This window comes from Anaerolineae bacterium (assembly GCA_013178165.1).
Classification (GTDB): Bacteria; Chloroflexota; Anaerolineae; order Aggregatilineales; family Ch27; genus Ch27.
In genome coordinates this window covers 1-19,935 of the sequence record JABLXG010000008.1, presented here as the reverse complement: position 1 = coordinate 19,935, position 19,935 = coordinate 1, and the positions used below count along the sequence as shown (strand labels likewise).

The window sequence follows — 19,935 nt, the reverse complement described above, 5'->3', positions numbered from 1 at the left end:
TGGCCATTCTCTCAGGAAGGTGTCCTCGTATGCGCACATTCAGCGGGGTGATGCCGGCGCTGGTCACCCCTTTCACCCCGGATGATAAGCCTGACCTCCACGTGCTGCGCGCACTGGTGGAGTATCACCTCAGCAAAGGTGTCAATGGCTTTTACCTGTGCGGTTCCACCGGCGAAGGCCTTGCGCTTACAGTTGCCGAACGCCAGGCGATCACCGGGACCGTACTGGAACAGGTTGCCGGACGCGTCCCCGTTCTGGTGCATGTGGGCGCGCTGGCCCTCCACGACGCGATAACGCTGGCCATCCATGCCCGCGAACAGGGCGCGGCAGCCATCAGCAGCATCCTGCCCGCCAATTACACGACGCTCGACAGTCTGCGAGCTTACTTCGAACGGCTGGCGGAGGCAGTCCCGGACCTGCCCCTGCTGCCCTACCTGATCCACCCGCAGATCGCCCCGCTGCAGCTTATGGAGGCACTGCTGCCGATTCCCGGTATCGGCGGGACCAAGTACACCGGCCCGGATATGTACGAGATGGGGCAGATCATCCAGATGGGGCAGGGCCGCCCATGGACGGTATTCTCCGGCATGGACGAGCAATGCGTCTATGCGGCCATGATGGGCGCCAATGGCTGCATTGGCTCCACCATTAACCTGATGCCGGGGGCTTACCTGCGGCTCAAAGCGCTGGTTGCCGGGGGGCGACTGGCCGAAGCGCACGATCTGCAACTGCGCATCAACCGGGTGACAACCGTCTTGATCCGGTACGGCGTCCTGGCGGCGCTCAAGTACGCCCTCGGCCTGCTCGGTTTCGATTGCGGCCAGCCGCGCCTGCCCAGCTCATCCCTGCCCGCCGCGCAACAACCAGCGCTCAGGGCCGCGCTGGAACAGCAGGACTTCATGGCTCTGGTACACCTGACTGCCCCGGAACCAACCACCGGAACTCCGGCATAGGTTTGTGACAGCATCCAGGGGCGCTGGATGTGCCACCCGCGCCCCTGAAGGGCTTGCGTCCGCGCTAAGGCTGGCCCGGTGCTGCGCCAGGAGATGACAACTGAACACGCCGGGAGCGCTTGGACTACCAGCCGGTATACGCTATGATGGTGTCAGTCAGGTCCGCCCCTCAATAAGATCAGCTTTCCGGAAGTACCCTGCCTGACCGGTTAGCGCCTGGATTGCCCCCTTGATAAGATGCCATGACCATGACCAAAAGAACTCGCGGCGAGCAGGAGGCTGAAATCACCAGCGCCATCATCAAGCTGGAAAAAGAGTTTCTGGGGCGCGGGCCTCATGAAGCCCGGACATTCTTCGTCGACGACATGATCGTGATCCGCTTGCGGGGCATCCTGACCCCGGCTGAGATCAGGCTGGCGACAACTCCGGACGGGATCGAACTGGTCAAGCGGACACGACAGCAACTCATGGAAAGCGCGCGCGACCAGCTTGAGGGGATTGTCCGACAGGTGATCGGGGGGCGCCTGGTCTGCATGCACACCGACATCAGCATCCGTGCTGACGAGCGCGTCATCATCCTGACGGTAGACGCCCCTCTCGACCGCAAACCTGTATGAGGGCGGTTGGGCGGTTGCGTTCCCGCCGCCAGGTTTGACGACAGCTTTTCTCCGCTTTCTTATCCGATTCTTATGCCAGCGGGCTTTAACCAGCATGCCGGGCATGGTACAATTTGTTTTAGAAAACAGTACGTGCGGCAGACAGGGCAAAAGGCAGGCTCAGTATTCCCGCTGAGCAGGCCGGTTGCAGGGTAGGCCGACGCCAGACCCGCCCTTGGAGGGCGAGCTTGACGTCGGCCTTTTCATTTGCCCTGCCGCCAGTAGAACGGTCAGTAGAGGAGACACTCATCATGAAGGCTGAGCAGATCATGACCAGGGAGGTCATCGCGGTCGATCAAGATGCCACGGTGGAGGAAGTCGCCAGGATTCTGATCACCAGGCAGATCAATGCGGTGCCGGTCGTCAACGCCCAGCAGGAAGTTGTGGGCATGGTCAGCCTCAACGAGCTTTTCCCCAAGCTCAAGGATATGCGCTTTTCCGAAACGCGGATGGCTCACCTGTTCAATACCCTGGTGAACATCTCCGACCTGCCCGATTTCTACTGGAAGACGCGCCACCTGCCCGTCAAAGAGGTCATGACCCGTGACATGGAGCTGGTGCAGGTGGATGATGAGATGGAACGCATCGCCGCGCTGATGGCCTATCATAACTACCACTCATTGCCCGTTGTCCGGGGCAAGCAACTGGTTGGCATCATCTCCCGCTCGGACCTGATCCGGGTGGCCATGAAGGTGGATAAGTCATGACCGATATGGCAGCGATTCTCACCAGGAGCCTGCGCCGGACGGGCAGCGTCTGGCCCGCCATCCTGCCACTGACCCTGACCGCGCTCTTCCTGAGCATGCTGGCCCCCATCAGCCAGGGTGAAACCCTGACGGCCAGCTACCCCTGGGTGGAGAGTCTGGGGGTTAGACTGGCCTTCCGCATCGATGGGCTGGCCCTGCTCTTCGCCTTGATCATCAGCGGCATCGGTGTGCTTGTGGTGACTTATGCCAGCGGTTACCTGGCCGGAGACGAGAATCTCAACCGCTTCTACGTCATTGTGCTCCTGTTCATGGTGGCGATGCTGGGCGTAGTGACTGCCGACAACCTGATCATACTGTTTATTTTCTGGGAACTGACCAGCATTACATCCTACCTGTTAATCGGCTACAACCACGCCAAGGCCGATTCGCGGCAGGCGGCCCTGCAGGCCTTGCTGGTTACCGGCGGGGGCGGTCTGGCGTTGCTGGCTGGCCTGATCCTGCTCGGTATCGCCGGGGGCAGTCTGGAGCTATCTGCCCTGCTCAGGGAGGGGGACGCGCTGCGCGCCCATGCCCTTTACGCCCCGGCGCTGATCCTGATCCTGGTGGGCGCATTCACCAAGTCGGCGCAGTTTCCCTTTCATTTCTGGTTACCGGGAGCCATGGCCGCTCCGACGCCGGTCAGCGCTTACCTTCACTCAGCAACCATGGTCAAGGCCGGGGTTTACCTGCTGGCCCGGCTCAGCCCGGCGCTAGGCGGGACTGCGCTCTGGCAGACGGCTCTGATCGGGATCGGCGCGATCACCATGCTGGCCGGCGCTTTTGTGGCCCTGCAACACCGTGATCTCAAGCGCATCCTGGCCTATTCGACCGTCAGTGCGCTGGGGACTCTGGTCTTCCTGCTGGGCATCGGGACGCCGCTGGCGGTCAAGGGCGCGCTGGTGTTCCTGCTGGCTCACGCGCTGTACAAAGGCGCGCTCTTCATGGTCGCCGGGGCAATTGATCATGAGACCGGCACGCGGGACATCACCCGGCTGGGCGGCCTGAGCCGGGCGATGCCGATCAGTGCCCTGGCCGGGGCGCTCGCTGCCCTGTCGATGGCCGGACTGCCGCCATTCCTGGGCTTCCTGGGCAAAGAGATCGTCTACGATTCGACGCTGGGCACCTCGCTGCCGATACTGGCGACCGGTGTGGCGCTGGCGACGAACATCCTGACGGTGGCTGCGGCAGGGCTGGCAGTTTTCAAACCGTTCTTTGCTGCCCGGCCAGCGGTGACCCCACCGTCACCCCATGAGGGTCCCTGGCCGCTGTGGCTTGGCCCGCTGACGCTGGCAGCCCTGAGCGTGACGCTGGGGCTGCTGGCCGGACCGGTGGGAGATCGTCTGATTACGCCAGCGCTCTCAGCCGTCCTCGGCGGACCGGCAACGGCCAAACTGGCCCTGTGGCATGGCCTCAACCTGGTACTCTTGCTCAGCGTGATCACGCTGGTCGCTGGCGCCGGGCTGTACTTCCGCCGGGAACGGCTGGCCCTGCCTGTGACCCTGGCCGCATGGGTGGAGCGATTCGGTCCAGCGGCCAACTATGAGCGCAGCCTGCGCGGTCTGCTGGCGCTGGCTAGCGCCCAGACCCGTGTGTTGCAGCATGGCTACCTCCGCTACTACCTGCTGGTGATCGTGGGAGCAACCGCCCTGCTGGTCGGCGGGGCCTGGCTGCACAGTGCACCGGGGATAGTCACGCCAGCCGACTCCACGCTGTATATCCACGAAGCCCTGCTGGCGACCGTGATTCTGCTGGCGACCTGGATGGTGATACGCGCCACTTCCCGTCTGGCAGCCATCGCCGCGCTGGGTGTGGTGGGCTTTGGCGTGTCGATGATCTACCTGCTCTTCAGCGCACCGGACCTGGCTATGACCCAGGCCGCCGTGGAGACCCTGACAGTCATTCTGTTCGTGCTGGTACTCTACCGCCTGCCGCGCTACATGGGCATCTCCAAGCGCAGCAGCCGCCTGCGCGACGCAGCAATCTCGCTGGCGATGGGTGGCCTGATGACCATTTTGGCCCTGGTGGCGATTGGCTCCCCAACGACATCGCGGCTGGCGGGCTTCTTTGCAGAAAACAGCTTTGACCTGGCCAAAGGGCGCAACATCGTCAATGTGATCCTGGTCGACTTCCGGGCGATCGATACGCTGGGTGAAATCACGGTGCTCGCCGTTGCTGCGCTGGGCGTGTACGCCCTGCTGAAGCTGCGGGCCGCTGAAGACGAGCCTTCCGAATAATCATGCGGACTGTCTGACGCCAGGGATTGAGTTTTAGGAGGTACTGCAAAATGGAACGGACGATCACACTGTTACGCCTGTGGAATATCCCGATTGGGGTGCATCCTAGCTGGTTTTTGATCTTCGGCCTGGTGACCTGGTCGCTGGCGACAGGCTACTTCCCGGCGGAGTACCCTCAACTCAGCCTCCAGGCCCACTGGGCACTTGGCTTGCTGACCAGCCTGCTGTTCTTCGGCTCAGTGCTGGTGCACGAGCTGGCCCATGCGCTGGTGGCCCTGCGCAACGGCGTGCCCGTACAGCAGATCACGCTGTTCATCTTCGGCGGTGCAGCATACATCAGCGAGGAGCCTACCAAGCCGGGTGTGGAATTCCGCATCGCCATCGCCGGACCGTTAGCCAGTTTTGCCCTGGCGGGCGCCTTTGAACTGCTCTTTCTGATCGATCACGCCATCCCGCTGCTGGCCGCGCCCAGCGTGTGGCTGGCCCGGATCAACCTGATCCTGGCGCTGTTCAACCTGATCCCTGGTTTCCCGCTGGATGGCGGCAGGATGCTACGTGCGGCGATCTGGCACTGGACCGGCAGCTTTCAGCGCGCTACCCTGATCGCTTCAGGAATTGGCCAGGTCGTGGCGCTAGGCTTCAGCGCCTGGGGCATCTTCACACTGCTTACCGGCAGCATCTTCAATGGCCTGTGGCTGATCTTTATCGGCTGGTTCCTGCAGAATGCCATTGCCGCGAATTACGCCCAGACCAGCACGCGGTACCTCCTGCATGATGTGCGCGTAGCGCAGGCAATGAATACCGGTTTTCCGCGTGTCACCCCCCTGACATCTCTGCAGACGCTGATCGATACGCAGATTCTCACCAGCGGTCAGCGCGTCTTTGTTGTGACTAACGGCGATGGAATCGAAGGACTGCTAACCATCAATGAGATCAAGGATGTCCCGGCAGCGCAGCGGCCCCTTACTACTGTCGGGCAGATCGCCGTGCCGCTGGATCGACTGGAGGCTGTACCGCCGGAGATGAAGCTGATGGATGTTCTGGGCCGTCTGGGTCAAGCAGGGGTCTACATCCCGGTCATGGAACAAGGCCGCCTGGTGGGTCTGCTTTCCCGTGAAGACGTCACCCGTCTGCTGGAAGTCCGCGCCCAGCTTAATGTGAGAATGGAGCCGCAGCTATGAGCAAATCCGCCATTCTGTCGGTTGCGGTTCGCTACCTGCTGCCTTTGCAGCTCCTCTTTGCGTTGTTTGTGCTTGTGCGCGGGCACAACGAGCCAGGGGGTGGTTTCATCGCCGGGTTGGTGGTGGCGGCGGCCTTTGCCCTGTACGCCATCGCTCATGACATGCAACAGGCGCGGGCCGTGCTACGATTCTCGCCCCGCCGCTTCATTGCGATCGGGTTGTTACTGGCCGCCGCCAGCGGCCTGATAGCCCTGCTAGCCGGAAAGCCGTTCATGACCGGACTGTGGAGCACTGTCGAACTGCCGGTCATCGGCAAGGTTGGCACGCCGCTGATCTTTGACCTTGGCGTGTTCCTGGTCGTGATCGGCGTTGCGTTGATGATGATTTTCACGCTGATGGAGGAATAGGCGGATGGAGATTTTGCTGGCAGTAGTCATCGGCGGGCTGTACGCAGCCGGGTTCTACATGGTCATGCGGCGCAGTATGGTCAAAGTGATCATCGGTCTGGTGCTGCTGGGCCACGCTGCCAACCTCCTGATCTTCACGGTCGGCGGCCTCAACCGCGGCGCGCCGGCGCTGGTGCCCGCAGAGGGTGCCGCCCCCGTTGCCACCGATCCCGTCCCCCAGGCCCTGATCCTGACCGCGATCGTGATCGGGTTCGGCATCCAGGCGTTCGCACTGGTGCTGTTCAAGCGGGTTTACCAGGCGGTAGGCAGCGTCGATCTGGACAAAATCCGGACCCCGGATACCTAGCAGGCAGAAAGGCAAAGTCAGTGATGCATCACCTTCTTGTCCTTCCGATCCTTATTCCGCTGATCGCGGCGGGCGCGGCGTTGCTGGCCTGGCGGCAACGCCGGATGCAACGCTGGCTGGGTCTCGCCGGCGCCGCTGGCCTGCTGGTGGTAGCAGTGCTGCTCCTGATCAGTGTAGTCAACGATGGAATCCTTGCCCTGCAGATCGGCGATTGGCCTGCGCCATTCGGCATCACGCTGGCAGCCGATCTGTTCAGCGCGGTCATGGTCACCGTGACCGGCCTGATGGGGGCGGTGGTCATGGTGTATTCACTGGTCAGTATGGACCCTGCCCGCGAATCGTTTGGCTACTACCCCTTGTTGTTGATCCTGCTGATGGGTGTTAGCGGGGCCTTTCTGACCGGCGACCTGTTCAACCTGTATGTGTGGTTTGAGGTGCTGCTGATTGCGTCGTTTGTGCTGCTGGTGCTGGGCGGCGAACGGGCGCAACTGGCCGGAGCGATCAAGTACTTCACCCTGAACCTGATCGCATCCGCGCTGTTCCTGAGCGCGGTGGGCATCCTGTATAGCGTGGCTGGCACGCTCAACCTGGCTGACCTGGCTGTACAACTCCCGCGTCTGGGTCAGTCAGGGCTGATCACCGTGCTGGCGATGCTGTTCCTGGTTGCTTTCGGGATCAAGGCCGCGATCTTCCCGCTGTTCTTCTGGCTGCCTGATTCGTACCATACGCCGCCATTGCCGGTGACGACCATCTTTGCCGCCCTGCTCACCAAAGTCGGCGTCTACGCCCTGATCCGCACCTTCACCCTGCTCTTCACCCAGGACATCGCCTACACGCATACCCTTCTGCTGGTCCTGGCCGGGCTGACCATGGTCACCGGCGTACTGGGAGCAGTGGCCCAGATGGAGATGCGGCGGCTGCTTTCCTTCCACATCATCAGCCAGATCGGCTACCTGCTGCTGGGGCTGGGGCTATATACACCGCTGGCGCTGGCAGCAACGCTGGTTTTCATGGTGCACGTCATCATCACCAAGTCGGCGCTCTTTCTGGTCAGCGGAATCGTGCACCGCCTGCAGGGGACTTATCATCTCAAGCAACTCGGCGGGCTGTACCAGTCCCATCTTGGCGTGGCACTGTTGTTCCTGTTGCCAGCCCTGTCGCTGGCCGGCCTGCCACCGCTTTCCGGCTTCTGGGCCAAGTTCGCCCTGGTACGCGCCGGGCTGGAAGCCGGCCAGTACGCCATCACCGCTGTCGGCCTGGGTGTGAGTATCCTGACCCTGTTCTCCATGACCAAAATCTGGACGGAAGCGTTCTGGAAGCCGCGCACGGTGCAGGAGCCGATCCACGTCCTGCAGGGGCGGGAACGGCTGCTTTACTTCCTGCCCGCGTTAACCCTGGTGGGCCTGACCGTGCTGCTGGGCATGCTGGCGGAGCCGATCTTCACGCTGGCGACCGCCGCCGCGCAGCAACTGATCGACCCGTCCGCTTACATCCAGACAGTACTGGGAGGCGCCCTGTGACCACTTTTCTGCTCAATATCCTGCTGGCCCTGGCCTGGATCGCCCTGACCGGGCAGTTCACTGCGAGCAATCTGGCGATCGGTTTCGGGCTGGGCTACCTGATTCTGTGGCTGACACGCCGCAGCGATGAGCGCCCGGTGTACTTCCACAAATTCTGGCTGGCTATCCGCTTTGCCGGATTCTTCCTGACCGAGTTACTGCTGGCCAATCTGCGGATGGCCTATTACGTGCTCAAGCCACGCTACGACATGCGGCCCGGTGTGATCGCTGTCCCGCTGGAGCTGACATCCGACCTGCAGATCACGTTGCTGGCCAACCTGCTGACGCTGACCCCTGGCACACTCTCGCTGGATATCTCCGATGACCGGAGCGAACTCTACGTGCATGTCATTCACATCGAGAGCGTGGAAACCTTCCGGGCGGAAATCAAGAACGGTTTCGAACGCCGGATCAAGGAGTTGTTCGCATGAACCTGAGTCTACTGGCCCTGCTAATCAGCCTGCCGCTACTGGTTGGCGCGATGTTGCTGGCCTTCTTCCGACTGTTGCGCGGCCCCAGCCTGCCGGACCGCGTTGTGGCGCTGGACTTCCTTTCCCTGATCGGAATCAGTGTGACCGCCGTCTACGCCATCGCCACCAATGTATCCCTGATGCTGGATGTGGCGCTGGTGATCGCCCTGCTCTCCTTCCTGGGGACGGTGGCCTTCGCCTACTACATTGAAAGGAGCACCCTCCGTGATCAGTGAAACCCTGAGCGCGCTGCTCATGATCATCGGGTCGGTCTTCATTGTCATCGCGGCGATCGGGCTGGTGCGGATGCCGGATGTCTTCATGCGCATGTCCGCCAGCGCCAAAGGGGCAACCCTGGGCGTCGGCGCGACGTTGCTGGCAGCAGCGGTTTTCTTTGGCGACCTGACCGTATCCGCGCAGGCCCTGGCGACCGTGGTGTTCGTCATGCTGACCACGCCGGTCGCCACCCATATGATCGCCCGCGCTGCCTACTTCAACGGTACCCCCCTGTGGGCCAACACGGTCGTTGACCAGCTATGCGACCGGTACGATCGGCGTACCCACCGTCTGCAAAGCCGCCGCTGCGACTCCTCCGAGGCAGATGGGAGTACGCCTGCTATTGAAGCGGGAGCGCGTACCCGCTGAACCAGCGGGTCTGCTGATCTCTTTAATCCTTTCCACAACCCCGGCCAGCTGAAGTCTTCTGGCTGGCCGAGGCATCTTACTTCTTGGATTTGGAGTGGAAACGACTCAGCGCCCCTGCCCTACCGTCCCAAAAACATAGTCCCAGATGGGCACGCTGACGCCAAAGCGCGTGTCCGGGTCTTTGTAGTGGTGCATCATGTGGTAGCGCTTGAGAAACCTGGCCACCCGCGAGCGCATGGGGAAGTGGTGGGTCGCGTAATGGATCATGTCGTAACACAGATAACCGAAAACAAATCCCGCCATCAGCGGATTCACCCACAGCGGAGCTTTGAGCAGTTCCGCCACCACCAGGTAGAACAACCCGTAGAATAGCAGGGCCAGCGGGATGCTGACCGGAAGGGGCATAACCAGGCGCGTTTTATCCTGTGGCTGGGCATGGTGCACGCCATGAAACAGGAAGAAGAGACGCTCCAACCGTGGCGTGCGCGGCTTGTAATGAAACAGGAAGCGGTGCAGGGTGTACTCCGTCAGCGTCCACAGCGCCCAGCCAAGAATCACCGCTACCAGGATGTACCATGGAAAGCCAGTCGCCGGCGCATTGGCTGCCGCGTCGGCCAGCAACAGAATCGTCACCGGCACCCACATCACCAGGACGGTCACCGGACTGATATGCGTGAAGAATTCCAGGAAATCGGATTCAAAGAGGCGGATCGATTCGGAATCGCGGCGGGTATCGGCGGGTAGGGAGTTCATGGCCTCGCTCCTTGGTGTGAGGTATTTCTACCCATTGTACCAGCACTTCAGCACAATTCCGCATCCAATCTCATGCTTCTACAACGCCAAGGCGACTCCGGCGATCGCATCCCGGTTGATAGGCCTGGGACTGATCGCGGAGTCGCCCTGTCAGCGTTGTTACAGCGGCTACGGCCTAGTTGCCGTAGTACATATGCGCTGTAATCGTACAACTGCCGGTCGGTGTAAAGGTGATGCTGTTCTCTGTGCCCGACGCGCCGCACCCTGACCAGTATTCCACATTGCACTTGGGGTCGACTGCCACCGCATGGGCATTGATCGTCGTGCCCGGCGTATAGCGGCTGCCGCAGTTCGGCGGCGTGTCGAGCATGGCTGAGACAGGCGTCTGGCACCGCCCTGGATCCACTGCCGCTATGACCGCATAACACCCGCTGCCGTCATCCGGCGGAACGCCCGCGCAAGAGGCTGGATCCCACAGGCACTCCCCCTCCGGTGAAGTGACACATTCGCTGGCCGGATGTCCACAGGTGTCGCATGAGCCGCACGGCAGCCACTGACCGGTCGGTCGGTCTGGCTCTTGGGGGATCAGCGGCGGCACGTCGCCCGGCGGCACGTTGGCGCACCACGTGCCATTCTCCTCCACGTCGTCGGCAGCCACCCACAGGCTGATCACCATCTCATGGCCGGGGATCAGCGTCTTGTCGATCTGCCACCACAGGTTACCGTCGCCATCCGTCGCCTGCCCGGCAACCCCATATTCCATACCAGGTGTCAGGAAAGCGAAGATGGCCCGCGTATATCCTGGCCCCACGCGCACCGGCACATCACGACGGTCAGTGCTGATAGTACAGATGAACTGCTCCCCCGGCCCTCCCCCAATCGTGAAGGGCACTTCCCGGATGCAGATCGGCCCGCCACGAGGCAGGTAGGGAGCCACGGCAACGAAGTAATCACCGGGCAGCAAGCCCGCGATACTGGTGCTGTGCTCGCTGGGCGGCAGGACAACCGGCCAACCAGGCAAAAGCATACGCGTAGCAGCGTCGCCGACGGCGACCCAGTAGCCATCCGCACCGGGGTAATCAGACCAGCCGACAGTCACCGACGTGTCCGTCTGTTCGGCAAGCCAGGCCGTAAAGCGCTCGCACGTCGGCCCGCCCTCAATGGTCACTTCAGTCTCCGCCGTGCAGATCGTCACGTCACCGCTGTAGACCCGCAGGATAAACCGGAATCCGGCATAGCCTTCCGGCAGAACCGCGGTGAATACCAGCGGATCGCCCGGCGTCCACACACTATGAGTCAGGTAAACTTCCCCTCCACCGCCCAACAGACCGATGACATAGACCGCATATCCATCCGCGCCGGGCGCAGCATCCCAGCGGACGATGATCTCCAGTGGGTTACCTTCAGACTGCCACGCCCTGAAATTGAGATCAGGGCAGCCCCCACCCGGCACTTCATCGTCAGGATCAGGACAGGGTAGACATGCTTCCAGGCCGGCCAAGCCGCCCGGCAAACCAGCGATCGGCTGGCCCGGCGGGCAGCCGGGGTTGTCACTGGAGCAGGTCACCAGCAGGCGCAGCGAGCCGGCAACTGCCGGATCCGCCGCCCTCACTTCTACCTCATAGCGCCCGCTGTATGGTGCCAGCGTCACCCAGTCCTCCAGCTCCTCGCCGCCGCGCAGCAACGCCACTGTCTGGCCGCGCTGGTCACGCACTTTGACCAGGAATGGAAAGGTGAAGGGCAGCCCCTCAGCAGGATTGGTGACCAGCAGAGTCGTCGGGCAATCCTCCACGACAAACGAGAAATACTGCGGCGAGGCGCCCGGCGGGATGGCGACATCGACCGGCTGATCGTAAGCCAGCGCGGTTGCCGTCAGCGCGCCCCTTCCCAGCAGCGTCAGCAGGAAATCGCCCGTCGTCCCGTTCTGGCCGCTGATCCGCAACAGGTAGATACCGGCGTCCGGCAACACAGCCGCCAGGTACGCGCCCAGCGGTTCGTCATCGCGCCGGTTCCGGTCGCTGGCCGCCAGAATCACCCCGTTTGGCGCGATCAGATCGATCTGCGCGTCCAGCGTCCCGGTCCAGCTTTCAACCAGGACGGTCACCAGATCACCGGCGTTGCCCGTGAAGCTGTAGGTGGCCGCAGGCGCTTCAGTTGAGAGGGTAGCATAGAGCCTGGAGCCATAGCTGAGCGTCCCACCGGTCTGCGCCAGGGTAATGTTCGCCGGACTATCAACAAGGCCGAGCAATACCATGCTGAGCACCGCCCCGAGCAGAGCCAGCCGAATCCAGTTTGTTCGCCTGTTCATGATTGATCCTCCCCCGCTCAGGACCCCAGCGACAGAATCCAGCGTGCAGCTCCAGCTGGCCCGAATTCGACATCGGTACTGCCGCTGCACAGGAATCCGGTCGGCATATCCCCGAAAGCGCCGCCCCCGCTGGGACTGGTGTACGCCCTCACGACGATGTTGAACCGCGAGTATTCGCCGGGGAAGACGCCCTCAAGATGGTAGCTTGTAGCACTGCCAGGCACCGTGAAAACGCGGATGCCCACCAGCCCGCCATCATCATAGCCGTACACATGAATGGTGTATGCTCCTACACCAGGCACGGCACTCCAGGAAACAACAACCCTTCGATCCGCACCGGGTACATAATCCACTCGGACGTCGATCCCCTGGCACTCGTCGGTCACCTGCCCGTCGAGACTGAAGGTAACGTTGTCGATGCAGCGAATGGCGGTGCCGGGCACGGCGCCTTCTCCGCCCGCGTGGACAATCGCCGTAAACGGCCCGCGGCTGACATCTTCCGGACGCACCTGATACACATGGCTGGTCTCCCCCTCCAGCAGGCGGGGCGAATCCGCCAGCAGCACACCGGAAGAATCGATGACGCTGAAGATGTACCACTCGGCTCCTTCCACCGCCGGCCAGGTGAAGGTCATCAGGCCGTCTCCGCCCGGTGTGACGGTCACTTCAAAGGGACCGCACGGCCCATCCTCATAGCAGGCCAGCGATTCACCCGCCGGGCCGCATGGCCCGCCGGCTGCACCACCGCCAACGCACCCTGGCGCCCCATCCAGGCAGGTCACCAGCAGGACGATTGTCCCGCCAGACGCCGGATCATCAGCTTCCACCGTGACTTCATAACGCCCGCTCAGGGGAGCGACAATCACACGATCTTCCAGGGCATCGCCCCCGCGCAGCAGGGCGATCGGAGCACCCTGCTCATTGCGTACCCTGACCAGGAAGGGGAAGGTGAACGGCAGCCCTTCGCTCAGATCAGCCACAATCAGCGCCGTGGGACATTCCTCGGCTTCGAAGGTGAACACCTGCGGCTCTGCGTCCGGCGTCAGATTCAGCGTCACCGCCTGGCCGTAGAGCAGCGGCGTGCCTTCGACCGGGCCGCGCCCCTGCAACTTGAGCATATACTCACCTGTCGTCCCGTTCTCGGCGCTGACCAGCAGCATGTAGATGCCCGTCTGTGGCAGGAAGAGCGAGAGCGCTGCTTCCAGGTCGTCCTCGGCGAATGGGCTGACGGCGGCCACCGCCGCCAGTTGCCCGTCCGGCGCGAGCAGATCAAGGTGTGGATCGAGCGAACCGACCCAGTTACGCGCCGTGACCTGCACCAGGTCACCCGCCGCTCCGTTGAAGCTGTACATCACAACCGGCGTATCCGGCAGGATGCGCCCGAATACCCTGGCCCCGTAAGCCAGCGTGCCGCCGCCCTGCGCGTGCACAACCCTGTTTTGAAGTGGGATGAGAGCTAACAGCAGGATTACCAGCACGATCAGCGCGGCCCGAAAGCGTTGACACATGGCCCCTTTCTCCTTCCTGCTGGCCATACAGCCACAATCCTTTGTGACGCGCCGCACAAACCCATCATAGATGAAAAATGGATATTAAAGCAACCTTAAGAAGGTACTATCCGAAGCCTGAACCAGCCAGTTCGCCCGGCAGGTGCGCTACCAGCCCGTTTGCCTTGACCGGTCAGGGGGGCTATAGTGAGCGCAATGCCCGCAGGAACGGCCCAGCCAGAACGTCCGAGCCAGCCAGCAGGGTGCAATACCTTCCGGGGCAACCTGAGCTTGCTGCACTATTTCCATCAGCATCTTCCGTCATCATGCTCCCCGGGCCGGGATTGCGCGGCCATTGTCCCTGTGCTGGCGCGATTCGGCTGCATCTTTCCCCGTGAAGCCGCCGCCAAGCAAAACTGAGGTAAACACCTATGACAGACTACACCCCCCTTGATCTCACCCGCTGGTCAAACCTGCTTCCCCAGGCATTCCCCGACGGCAAACTGGAACCGCTCGGCTCGCAGGTCCTGCGCGGCCTGCCGTTCAACGTGAGTCTGATTCGGTTCGGTCCGGATGATTTCAAGCCGCTGGAAATCCCTATCATGTCCAGGGCGCGCTGGGTGATCGTCGCCCATCGCCTGCTCCAGTCACATTTGCAGACGGGGGAACCGCCGGGCAGGGTCATCGCCAGCTACCGCTTCTGCTTCGCCGACGGCCAGGCAGTGACCGTACCGATCCGCGAGCGCTTCGAGATCGCCATCATCCCGGCTACCTGGAGCCTGGAGTACTGGGGGCAGATGCCGTTCCTGGCCGTGCCAGATCGGTTCGACTATCTGTTTGCGCGGGAAGCCGGGCGCTGGGAGCATACTGGCATCAGGCAGATAGAAGCCATGCAGGCTTCGGGTGATCGGTTTTTCCTCTGGGCCTGGGCCAACCCGTATCCTGACCGGGAACTGAGCACCATCCAGATCGAACCGCAGGATCGCGCCTTCCTCATCGGCGGTGTGACCCTCAGTGCGCTGGCCGAGCATCCTTTTGGCCGTGAGCCGCGCCGCCCGATCAAAATCACCCTCACTGCAGAGGAAGTAGCCGACCGTTCCTTTGACCTGGCCGTCGAAGTCGACCGGGGGACAGTCACTTACGCCTACCCCCTGCCACGTGAGGACGCTGATACCTTCCTGGCCGATGCACTGCGGGGATGGGGGCAACCCTATTCCAACCGCAACAGCCCGGCCTACGCTGAGGTTGCGGCACTGCCCTCGGCTACCCTCTCCGTGAAGTCCGGCACAGAGGAGCTAGCCAGCGTGCCCTGGAGTGATGTGCTGACTGCTGGCGTCGTGCAGACGCCAGCCGCCCGCATCGAACTGGCTGAACATGGCAAGAACTGGGTACACGTGACAGTTGTGGACGACGAGACCGGGCAACCGCTACCCTGCCGGGTCCATTTCCGTTCCCTGGATGGCATCCCTTACCAGCCGCATGGCCATCATGACCACCTGCTGTCTGATATGGGCACCTGGCACATTGATCTGGGCGGCGACCTGCGCCTGGGACATGTAACCTATGCCTACATCGACGGCCGTTGCCAGGGCTGGCTACCGACCGGCGATGTGCTGGTGGACGTAGCGCGGGGTTTCGAATACGAGCCGCTGCGTTCCCGCGTAACTGTCCAGCCTGGCCAGCGTGAGCTGACGCTGCGGCTCAGGCACCGGGCCGACTTGAACGCCGAAGGCTGGTACAGCGGCGACACGCACGTTCACTTCCTATCTACCCACGGCGCGCACCTTGAAGCGCAAGGAGAGGGTCTGAACGTCATCAACCTGCTGCAGTCCCAGTGGGGGCACCTGTTCACCAGCACAGAGGAATTCGTTGGGCGGCCTGTGCCAACGCCGGACGGGCGCACCATCGTCTATACCAGCCAGGAGAACCGGCAGCACATGCTGGGACACCTGACGCTGCTCGGCCTCAAGCAGCCGGTGATGCCCTGGTGCTCGGATGGCCCGGACGAGGCAGAACTGGGCGGTGGGCTGGAGACCACTCTCTCTCACTGGGCCGACGCCTGCCATGCCCAGGGCGGCACGGTAGTCATCCCGCACATGCCCGTGCCCAACGGCGAGCCAGCCGCGCTGATCGCCACTGGCCGGGCTGACGCGGTCGAATTCGTCATCCAGGCGAACTACCCCCATCTGGAGTATTACCGCTACCTGAACGGCGGTTACCGGTTACCGCTGGTAGGTGGGACCGACAAAATGACCGCTGACGTACCGGTGGGGCTTTACCGCACCTATGTGTACATCCCACCCGACGAAGGGTTTGATTACGAGACCTGGTGCAGGCATTTGCGCCTGGGCCGGACGTTCATCAGCAGCGGGCCACTGCTACGCTTCACTGTGGATGGCGCCCAAATCGGCGACACCCTGCATCTGCCCGGCAACGGCGGCACAGTTGAGGTCCAGGCCGAGGCACGCAGCATCTTCCCGATCCACACGCTGCAGATCGTGCAGGAAGGACAGGTCGTCGCCTCCGCTGAGGAGCCACTTGGGACCGACCGGCTGACCCTGAAAGCCCGTCTCAGGATCGACCACCACACCTGGCTGGCAGCGCGCGCTGGCGGTCCTGGCTACTTTGGACCGGGCCGGGTACATTTTGACAACTGGGGACGCCCCATCATGGCGCATACCTCGCCAATCTACATCGCGGTAGGCGGGGAATGGTGGATGGCCAGCCAGGAGACCGCGCAGTACATGCTCACCCTGCTGGAAGGCGGGCTGGAGTACATCCGGCAACGCACCCCCTTCACCACTGATGGCTCGGTCAACCACCATCACGGGGAAGCCGATCACCGGGCCTATCTGGAACGGCCCTTTCACGAGGCCATTGAAGCTATCCGGCGGCATACGCACCGGCAATAACTGCCACCACCAAGCACCGGCCTACCGGCGGGCTTTAGCACCCGACAAATGTGGCTTGCACGCCGAACCCTAAAGCCTTATACTATTGAAAATCCTACTTGATCACAAGGGGGAAATAGGATAAATAACTTCAGCAACAGCGCTGGCCATACCTCCCTCCGCAGGAATACCGTTTACCGGTCATCAGGCGCACAACAAGCTACCGGGAGGGTAACCTGACTACTCAAGTGGTCGTGAAAACATAAGACGTTGGACTGTATTCACAGGGGATGCCACCATGACCATCATCACAGACAGCCATCTGCCAACCACTCCCCCTATTCCGCTGCTACCCTTTTACCGACCAAGCTGGCTCGACCGGTTTTTCGATTGGGTTGATCGCCTACCCGGCCCACCCTGGCTATTCTACCTGGGCCTCTGGGCAGTCCTTATGCTGATTCAGATTCTCACCCAGTGGATCACAGCCAGCCAGGAAGGGCTGATGCCCTTCCACTTCGTTGTCACCCTCACCTGCCCCTATGCCCTGGCACTGATGCACTATCAGGACATCATGGCTACCCGCTCGCTCAAGCGGTTCTGGCCAGCACTGGATTGCGATGATGAGGAATGCGAATTTCTGCGGTACCGCCTTACAACCATGCGCCAGTCAATGGTGGTTGTAGGAGCCATCATCGGCTTCGTGGCCGGTGTGCTGTTCCTGACCGTCTTTCCGCTGCACGCCCGCCTTAAGGCTTTTTATCTGGCCAACACGGCGGCTTCCATCCATTACAACCACGCAGTAGGGATGGCGGACTTCATCATCGCCGTGATCCTGATGGCGCACACCATCAACAAATTTCGAACCATCCGCGCCATTCTGCGCCACCACACCCAGGTTAGCATCTTTGACCTGCGGCCTGTCTACGCCTTCTCCCGGATGAGCGCCTTCACTGCTATCGGCCTGATCACCTTCGTCTATCTCTGGCTGTGGGGCGCTCCAGTACTGACCTCACAGCCAGTACCGGCGGCGATCCTCGCCCTGCTGCTCGTCGCGGCGGCAGTCTCCATGGTGTTCCCGCTAAGCAGCGCGCACCTGACCATCAACGCCGAGAAGCAGCGCCTGCTCATTGAGAGCAACCGCTGCTACAATGCCACCGTCGCCGAGCTGCACCGCCGTGTAGACGCTAACGAGATGGTCGACATGGACAACCTCAATAAGACCATTGCCAGCCTGGAGATCGAACTCAAGTGGCTCCGCCGTGTACCAACCTGGCCCTGGCAACCGGAGACTGCCCAGCTTGTTGTTGCCGCACTGCTCTTCCCCATCGCATTGTGGTTCGTGCAGTGGAATCTGCAGCGCATGCTGGGCGGATGATGACTCATCTGCACAGGCTTTTCTCTCGTTCATCACAGCGGACAACAAAGCTTCAGGGAACAACTCGATGGCCGATCTTACTACTTTACCAGCGGAACTGCCTGCCCCGACCACCAGCGTCTTGCGCCCCTATCCACCAAGCTGGATCGATCGTTTCACCGCCTGGGTCGATCGGCTGCCTGGCCCACCCTGGCTATTTTACGGCGGGTTATGGGCGGTGCTGGTGGTTATCGACCTGATCGGACGCGCCCAGGATGGCAGCTTTGATCTGCCGCCTGTGTTTGTGCCGGTTTACCTGGCTGCCCCCTTCTACAACCTGTGGCTGATCCACTACCTGGATCGACAGGCACGACTGGCGCTGAACAGGTTCCGCCCGGCCCTGAACTGTAACGAGGAGAGCTATATTTCCCTGGGTTACCGGCTGACTACCATGCCCAGCGGTCCCACCCTGCTTGCCACCATAGCCGGCGCCCTGATCGGCCTGCTCATGCTGCTAATTGTCCCGCCAGCAGAACATGCCCAGTTCTGGAGCATCCCGATCACCGATCTAGCAATTCACCGCCCCCTCATTCAGGGCACGGCAATTCTCATTGGTGTGGTTGCCACCAACCTGGTCTATCACGCCTGGCACCAGCTACGCACGGTCAGCCATATTTATGCGAAACATACGGTGGTCGATCTGTTTAACCAGCAGCCGCTCTACGCCTTTTCCAACTTCAGCGCGCGCATGGCTATCGGTACACTCCTCCAGACCTATAGTTGGCCCCTGGCCGCGCCGGAGGTACTCAGGAATGCGGCCATGGCTTCCTGGATGATCGGGTATAACCTGGTGTGCCTGCTGATCTTCATCGTCCCATTGATCGGCATCCACAATCTGCTCAAAGAGGATCGAGAAGAGCGGCTGGCCCAGGCGGGACGCTTCGCCAGGGCTGCCAGGCAGGAACTGCATCGCCGGATCAATGAGGACCAGATGACCGATATGGACAACCTCTACAAAACCATCCACAGTCTGGACCTGGAATTCCAGACCCTGCGCCACGCACCCACCTGGCCCTGGCAACCGGAAGTTCCCCGTGCCGTTGGAGTGGCGTTGATCTTCCCGCTCATCCTTTGGCTGATCCAGTGGGCGCTGCAGCGGATGCTGGCGGCTTGATCGGTACTGGAAGCACCCCTACCCCTTCAGAGGTGAAACAGCCCAGCGGGGCGGCCCCAGGGAGGGACCGCCCCGTTGTCTGCTCGACTGGCTGGGCAGGCAATGTTCCGCCCGGCCATCACCGTGTTAGGGGTTGAGGTCCTTGTAGTAGCCCAGCAACTGGCCTGTCGCCACATCGAAGACGTAGGTGATCTGGTAGGTCGGACGCAGCGTATCCCACACGTAGACGACCTCATCGTTACGGTAGCGGGTGTTCATCTGCAGTTCACCCGTGTTCAGGCAGTACAGCCGTACACGGCCTCCATCGCCGGAGCCAATGAGCGTGTGCTGTGACGGAGTCGGGGTGCAGGCCGCCAGGATGTCCTCCCCGCTCATGCTGAAAACCAGATAGCCGTTAGAACCATTGGCGGGGTCGATGGCGTATACATTCAGGAAACCGCCAGTGTAGTAGATCGCTGTTGGCGCGGCGGGGTGTGGGTTCAGGCGGTCATCGCCGGGGTTCCAGCCCTGCCAGGGCCGCTCAGGTCTGCCGCTACTGCTGGCACTGTCACAGGCATCGCCGATCCCGTCGCCGTCCGTATCCGCCTGATCAGGATTGGCCACCGCCGGGCAGTTGTCCGCGCTATCAGCCACGCCGTCGCCATCGCTGTCGGTCAGCCCGTCACAGGCATCGCCGATCCCGTCGCCGTCCGTATCCGCCTGATCAGGATTGGCCACCGCCGGGCAGTTGTCCGCGCTGTCAGCCACGCCGTCGCCGTCGCTGTCGGTCAG

General features: G+C 62.0%; 18 protein-coding genes. 14 read left to right on the top strand and 4 right to left on the bottom strand.

What is annotated here, in order from left to right:
* Positions 1-29 precede the first annotated feature (29 nt).
* The 11 genes from HPY64_07920 to HPY64_07870 all read left to right on the top strand — a co-directional run bounded on the left by HPY64_07920 (position 30) and on the right by HPY64_07870 (position 9,197).
* Complete coding sequence (locus HPY64_07920) at positions 30-953, top strand: dihydrodipicolinate synthase family protein (GenBank protein NPV67056.1); 924 nt, start codon at positions 30-32, stop codon at positions 951-953.
* 248 nt (positions 954-1,201) lie between these two features.
* On the top strand, positions 1,202-1,570 hold the full coding sequence (locus tag HPY64_07915; GenBank protein NPV67055.1) for a DUF2294 domain-containing protein: 369 nt from the start codon (positions 1,202-1,204) through the stop codon (positions 1,568-1,570).
* Positions 1,571-1,860: 290 nt separating this feature from the next.
* On the top strand, positions 1,861-2,316 hold the full coding sequence (locus HPY64_07910) for a CBS domain-containing protein (GenBank protein NPV67054.1): 456 nt from the start codon (positions 1,861-1,863) through the stop codon (positions 2,314-2,316).
* Positions 2,317-2,321: 5 nt separating this feature from the next.
* A complete protein-coding gene (locus tag HPY64_07905; protein NPV67053.1) occupies positions 2,322-4,589 on the top strand; it encodes a putative monovalent cation/H+ antiporter subunit A in 2,268 nt (755 codons plus the stop codon).
* 50 nt (positions 4,590-4,639) lie between these two features.
* On the top strand, positions 4,640-5,770 hold the full coding sequence (locus HPY64_07900; GenBank protein ID NPV67052.1) for a site-2 protease family protein: 1,131 nt from the start codon (positions 4,640-4,642) through the stop codon (positions 5,768-5,770).
* Complete coding sequence (locus HPY64_07895; protein ID NPV67051.1) at positions 5,767-6,177, top strand: Na+/H+ antiporter subunit B; 411 nt, start codon at positions 5,767-5,769, stop codon at positions 6,175-6,177. Before HPY64_07900 ends, HPY64_07895 begins: the two co-directional genes overlap by 4 nt.
* 4 nt (positions 6,178-6,181) lie before the next feature.
* The gene (locus HPY64_07890) at positions 6,182-6,523 is read left to right on the top strand and encodes a Na+/H+ antiporter subunit C (protein ID NPV67050.1); all 342 of its coding nucleotides are present in this window, start codon (positions 6,182-6,184) and stop codon (positions 6,521-6,523) included.
* Positions 6,524-6,546: 23 nt separating this feature from the next.
* Complete coding sequence (locus HPY64_07885; GenBank protein ID NPV67049.1) at positions 6,547-8,043, top strand: Na+/H+ antiporter subunit D; 1,497 nt, start codon at positions 6,547-6,549, stop codon at positions 8,041-8,043.
* Positions 8,040-8,513: a Na+/H+ antiporter subunit E gene (locus HPY64_07880; GenBank protein NPV67048.1), complete on the top strand. Its 474-nt coding sequence runs from the start codon at positions 8,040-8,042 to the stop codon at positions 8,511-8,513. Before HPY64_07885 ends, HPY64_07880 begins: the two co-directional genes overlap by 4 nt.
* The gene (locus HPY64_07875; protein ID NPV67047.1) at positions 8,510-8,788 is read left to right on the top strand and encodes a cation:proton antiporter; all 279 of its coding nucleotides are present in this window, start codon (positions 8,510-8,512) and stop codon (positions 8,786-8,788) included. The genes HPY64_07880 and HPY64_07875 overlap by 4 nt, the downstream gene beginning before the upstream one ends.
* Positions 8,781-9,197, top strand: coding sequence for a monovalent cation/H(+) antiporter subunit G (locus HPY64_07870; protein ID NPV67046.1), 417 nt, complete (start codon positions 8,781-8,783; stop codon positions 9,195-9,197). The genes HPY64_07875 and HPY64_07870 overlap by 8 nt, the downstream gene beginning before the upstream one ends.
* Positions 9,198-9,302: 105 nt before the next feature.
* On the opposite strand, the gene HPY64_07865 is transcribed toward HPY64_07870, so the two are convergent.
* From HPY64_07865 to HPY64_07855, 3 genes are all read right to left on the bottom strand, one after another.
* Positions 9,303-9,950 carry a fatty acid hydroxylase gene (locus HPY64_07865; protein ID NPV67045.1) on the bottom strand — a complete coding sequence of 216 codons (648 nt, stop codon included), beginning with the start codon at positions 9,948-9,950 and terminating at the stop codon, positions 9,303-9,305.
* Positions 9,951-10,125: 175 nt separating this feature from the next.
* Positions 10,126-12,258, bottom strand: a complete 2,133-nt coding sequence (locus HPY64_07860) for a hypothetical protein (protein ID NPV67044.1) — start codon at positions 12,256-12,258, stop codon at positions 10,126-10,128.
* 17 nt (positions 12,259-12,275) lie between these two features.
* Positions 12,276-13,766, bottom strand: coding sequence for a hypothetical protein (locus tag HPY64_07855; protein ID NPV67043.1), 1,491 nt, complete (start codon positions 13,764-13,766; stop codon positions 12,276-12,278).
* Positions 13,767-14,176: 410 nt separating this feature from the next.
* Here HPY64_07855 and HPY64_07850 point away from each other — a divergent pair, with 410 nt between their 5' ends.
* From HPY64_07850 to HPY64_07840, 3 genes are all read left to right on the top strand, one after another.
* Positions 14,177-16,657, top strand: a complete 2,481-nt coding sequence (locus tag HPY64_07850) for a CehA/McbA family metallohydrolase (protein ID NPV67042.1) — start codon at positions 14,177-14,179, stop codon at positions 16,655-16,657.
* A 277-nt stretch (positions 16,658-16,934) separates the two neighbouring features.
* Entirely contained in the window at positions 16,935-18,011 is a 1,077-nt protein-coding gene (locus HPY64_07845) for a hypothetical protein (GenBank protein NPV67041.1), read from the top strand.
* 67 nt (positions 18,012-18,078) lie between these two features.
* Positions 18,079-19,164 carry a hypothetical protein gene (locus tag HPY64_07840; GenBank protein NPV67040.1) on the top strand — a complete coding sequence of 362 codons (1,086 nt, stop codon included), beginning with the start codon at positions 18,079-18,081 and terminating at the stop codon, positions 19,162-19,164.
* Between the two features lie 126 nt (positions 19,165-19,290).
* Here the strand turns inward: HPY64_07840 and HPY64_07835 are convergent.
* Positions 19,291-19,935: hypothetical protein (locus HPY64_07835; protein ID NPV67039.1), on the bottom strand; the 645-nt coding region annotated here is incomplete at its 5' end.

Bases quoted from the DNA above. Each gene is read 5' to 3' on its own strand.
- HPY64_07920 (NPV67056.1), top strand. From the start codon at position 30: ATGCGCACATTCAGCGGGGTGATGCCGGCGCTGGTCACCCCTTTCACC.
- HPY64_07915 (NPV67055.1), top strand. From the start codon at position 1,202: ATGACCAAAAGAACTCGCGGCGAGCAGGAGGCTGAAATCACCAGCGCC.
- HPY64_07910 (NPV67054.1), top strand. From the start codon at position 1,861: ATGAAGGCTGAGCAGATCATGACCAGGGAGGTCATCGCGGTCGATCAA.
- HPY64_07905 (NPV67053.1), top strand. From the start codon at position 2,322: ATGGCAGCGATTCTCACCAGGAGCCTGCGCCGGACGGGCAGCGTCTGG.
- HPY64_07900 (NPV67052.1), top strand. From the start codon at position 4,640: ATGGAACGGACGATCACACTGTTACGCCTGTGGAATATCCCGATTGGG.
- HPY64_07895 (NPV67051.1), top strand. From the start codon at position 5,767: ATGAGCAAATCCGCCATTCTGTCGGTTGCGGTTCGCTACCTGCTGCCT.
- HPY64_07890 (NPV67050.1), top strand. From the start codon at position 6,182: ATGGAGATTTTGCTGGCAGTAGTCATCGGCGGGCTGTACGCAGCCGGG.
- HPY64_07885 (NPV67049.1), top strand. From the start codon at position 6,547: ATGCATCACCTTCTTGTCCTTCCGATCCTTATTCCGCTGATCGCGGCG.
- HPY64_07875 (NPV67047.1), top strand. From the start codon at position 8,510: ATGAACCTGAGTCTACTGGCCCTGCTAATCAGCCTGCCGCTACTGGTT.
- HPY64_07865 (NPV67045.1), bottom strand. From the start codon at position 9,950: ATGAACTCCCTACCCGCCGATACCCGCCGCGATTCCGAATCGATCCGC.
- HPY64_07860 (NPV67044.1), bottom strand. From the start codon at position 12,258: ATGAACAGGCGAACAAACTGGATTCGGCTGGCTCTGCTCGGGGCGGTG.
- HPY64_07855 (NPV67043.1), bottom strand. From the start codon at position 13,766: ATGTGTCAACGCTTTCGGGCCGCGCTGATCGTGCTGGTAATCCTGCTG.
- HPY64_07850 (NPV67042.1), top strand. From the start codon at position 14,177: ATGACAGACTACACCCCCCTTGATCTCACCCGCTGGTCAAACCTGCTT.
- HPY64_07845 (NPV67041.1), top strand. From the start codon at position 16,935: ATGACCATCATCACAGACAGCCATCTGCCAACCACTCCCCCTATTCCG.
- HPY64_07840 (NPV67040.1), top strand. From the start codon at position 18,079: ATGGCCGATCTTACTACTTTACCAGCGGAACTGCCTGCCCCGACCACC.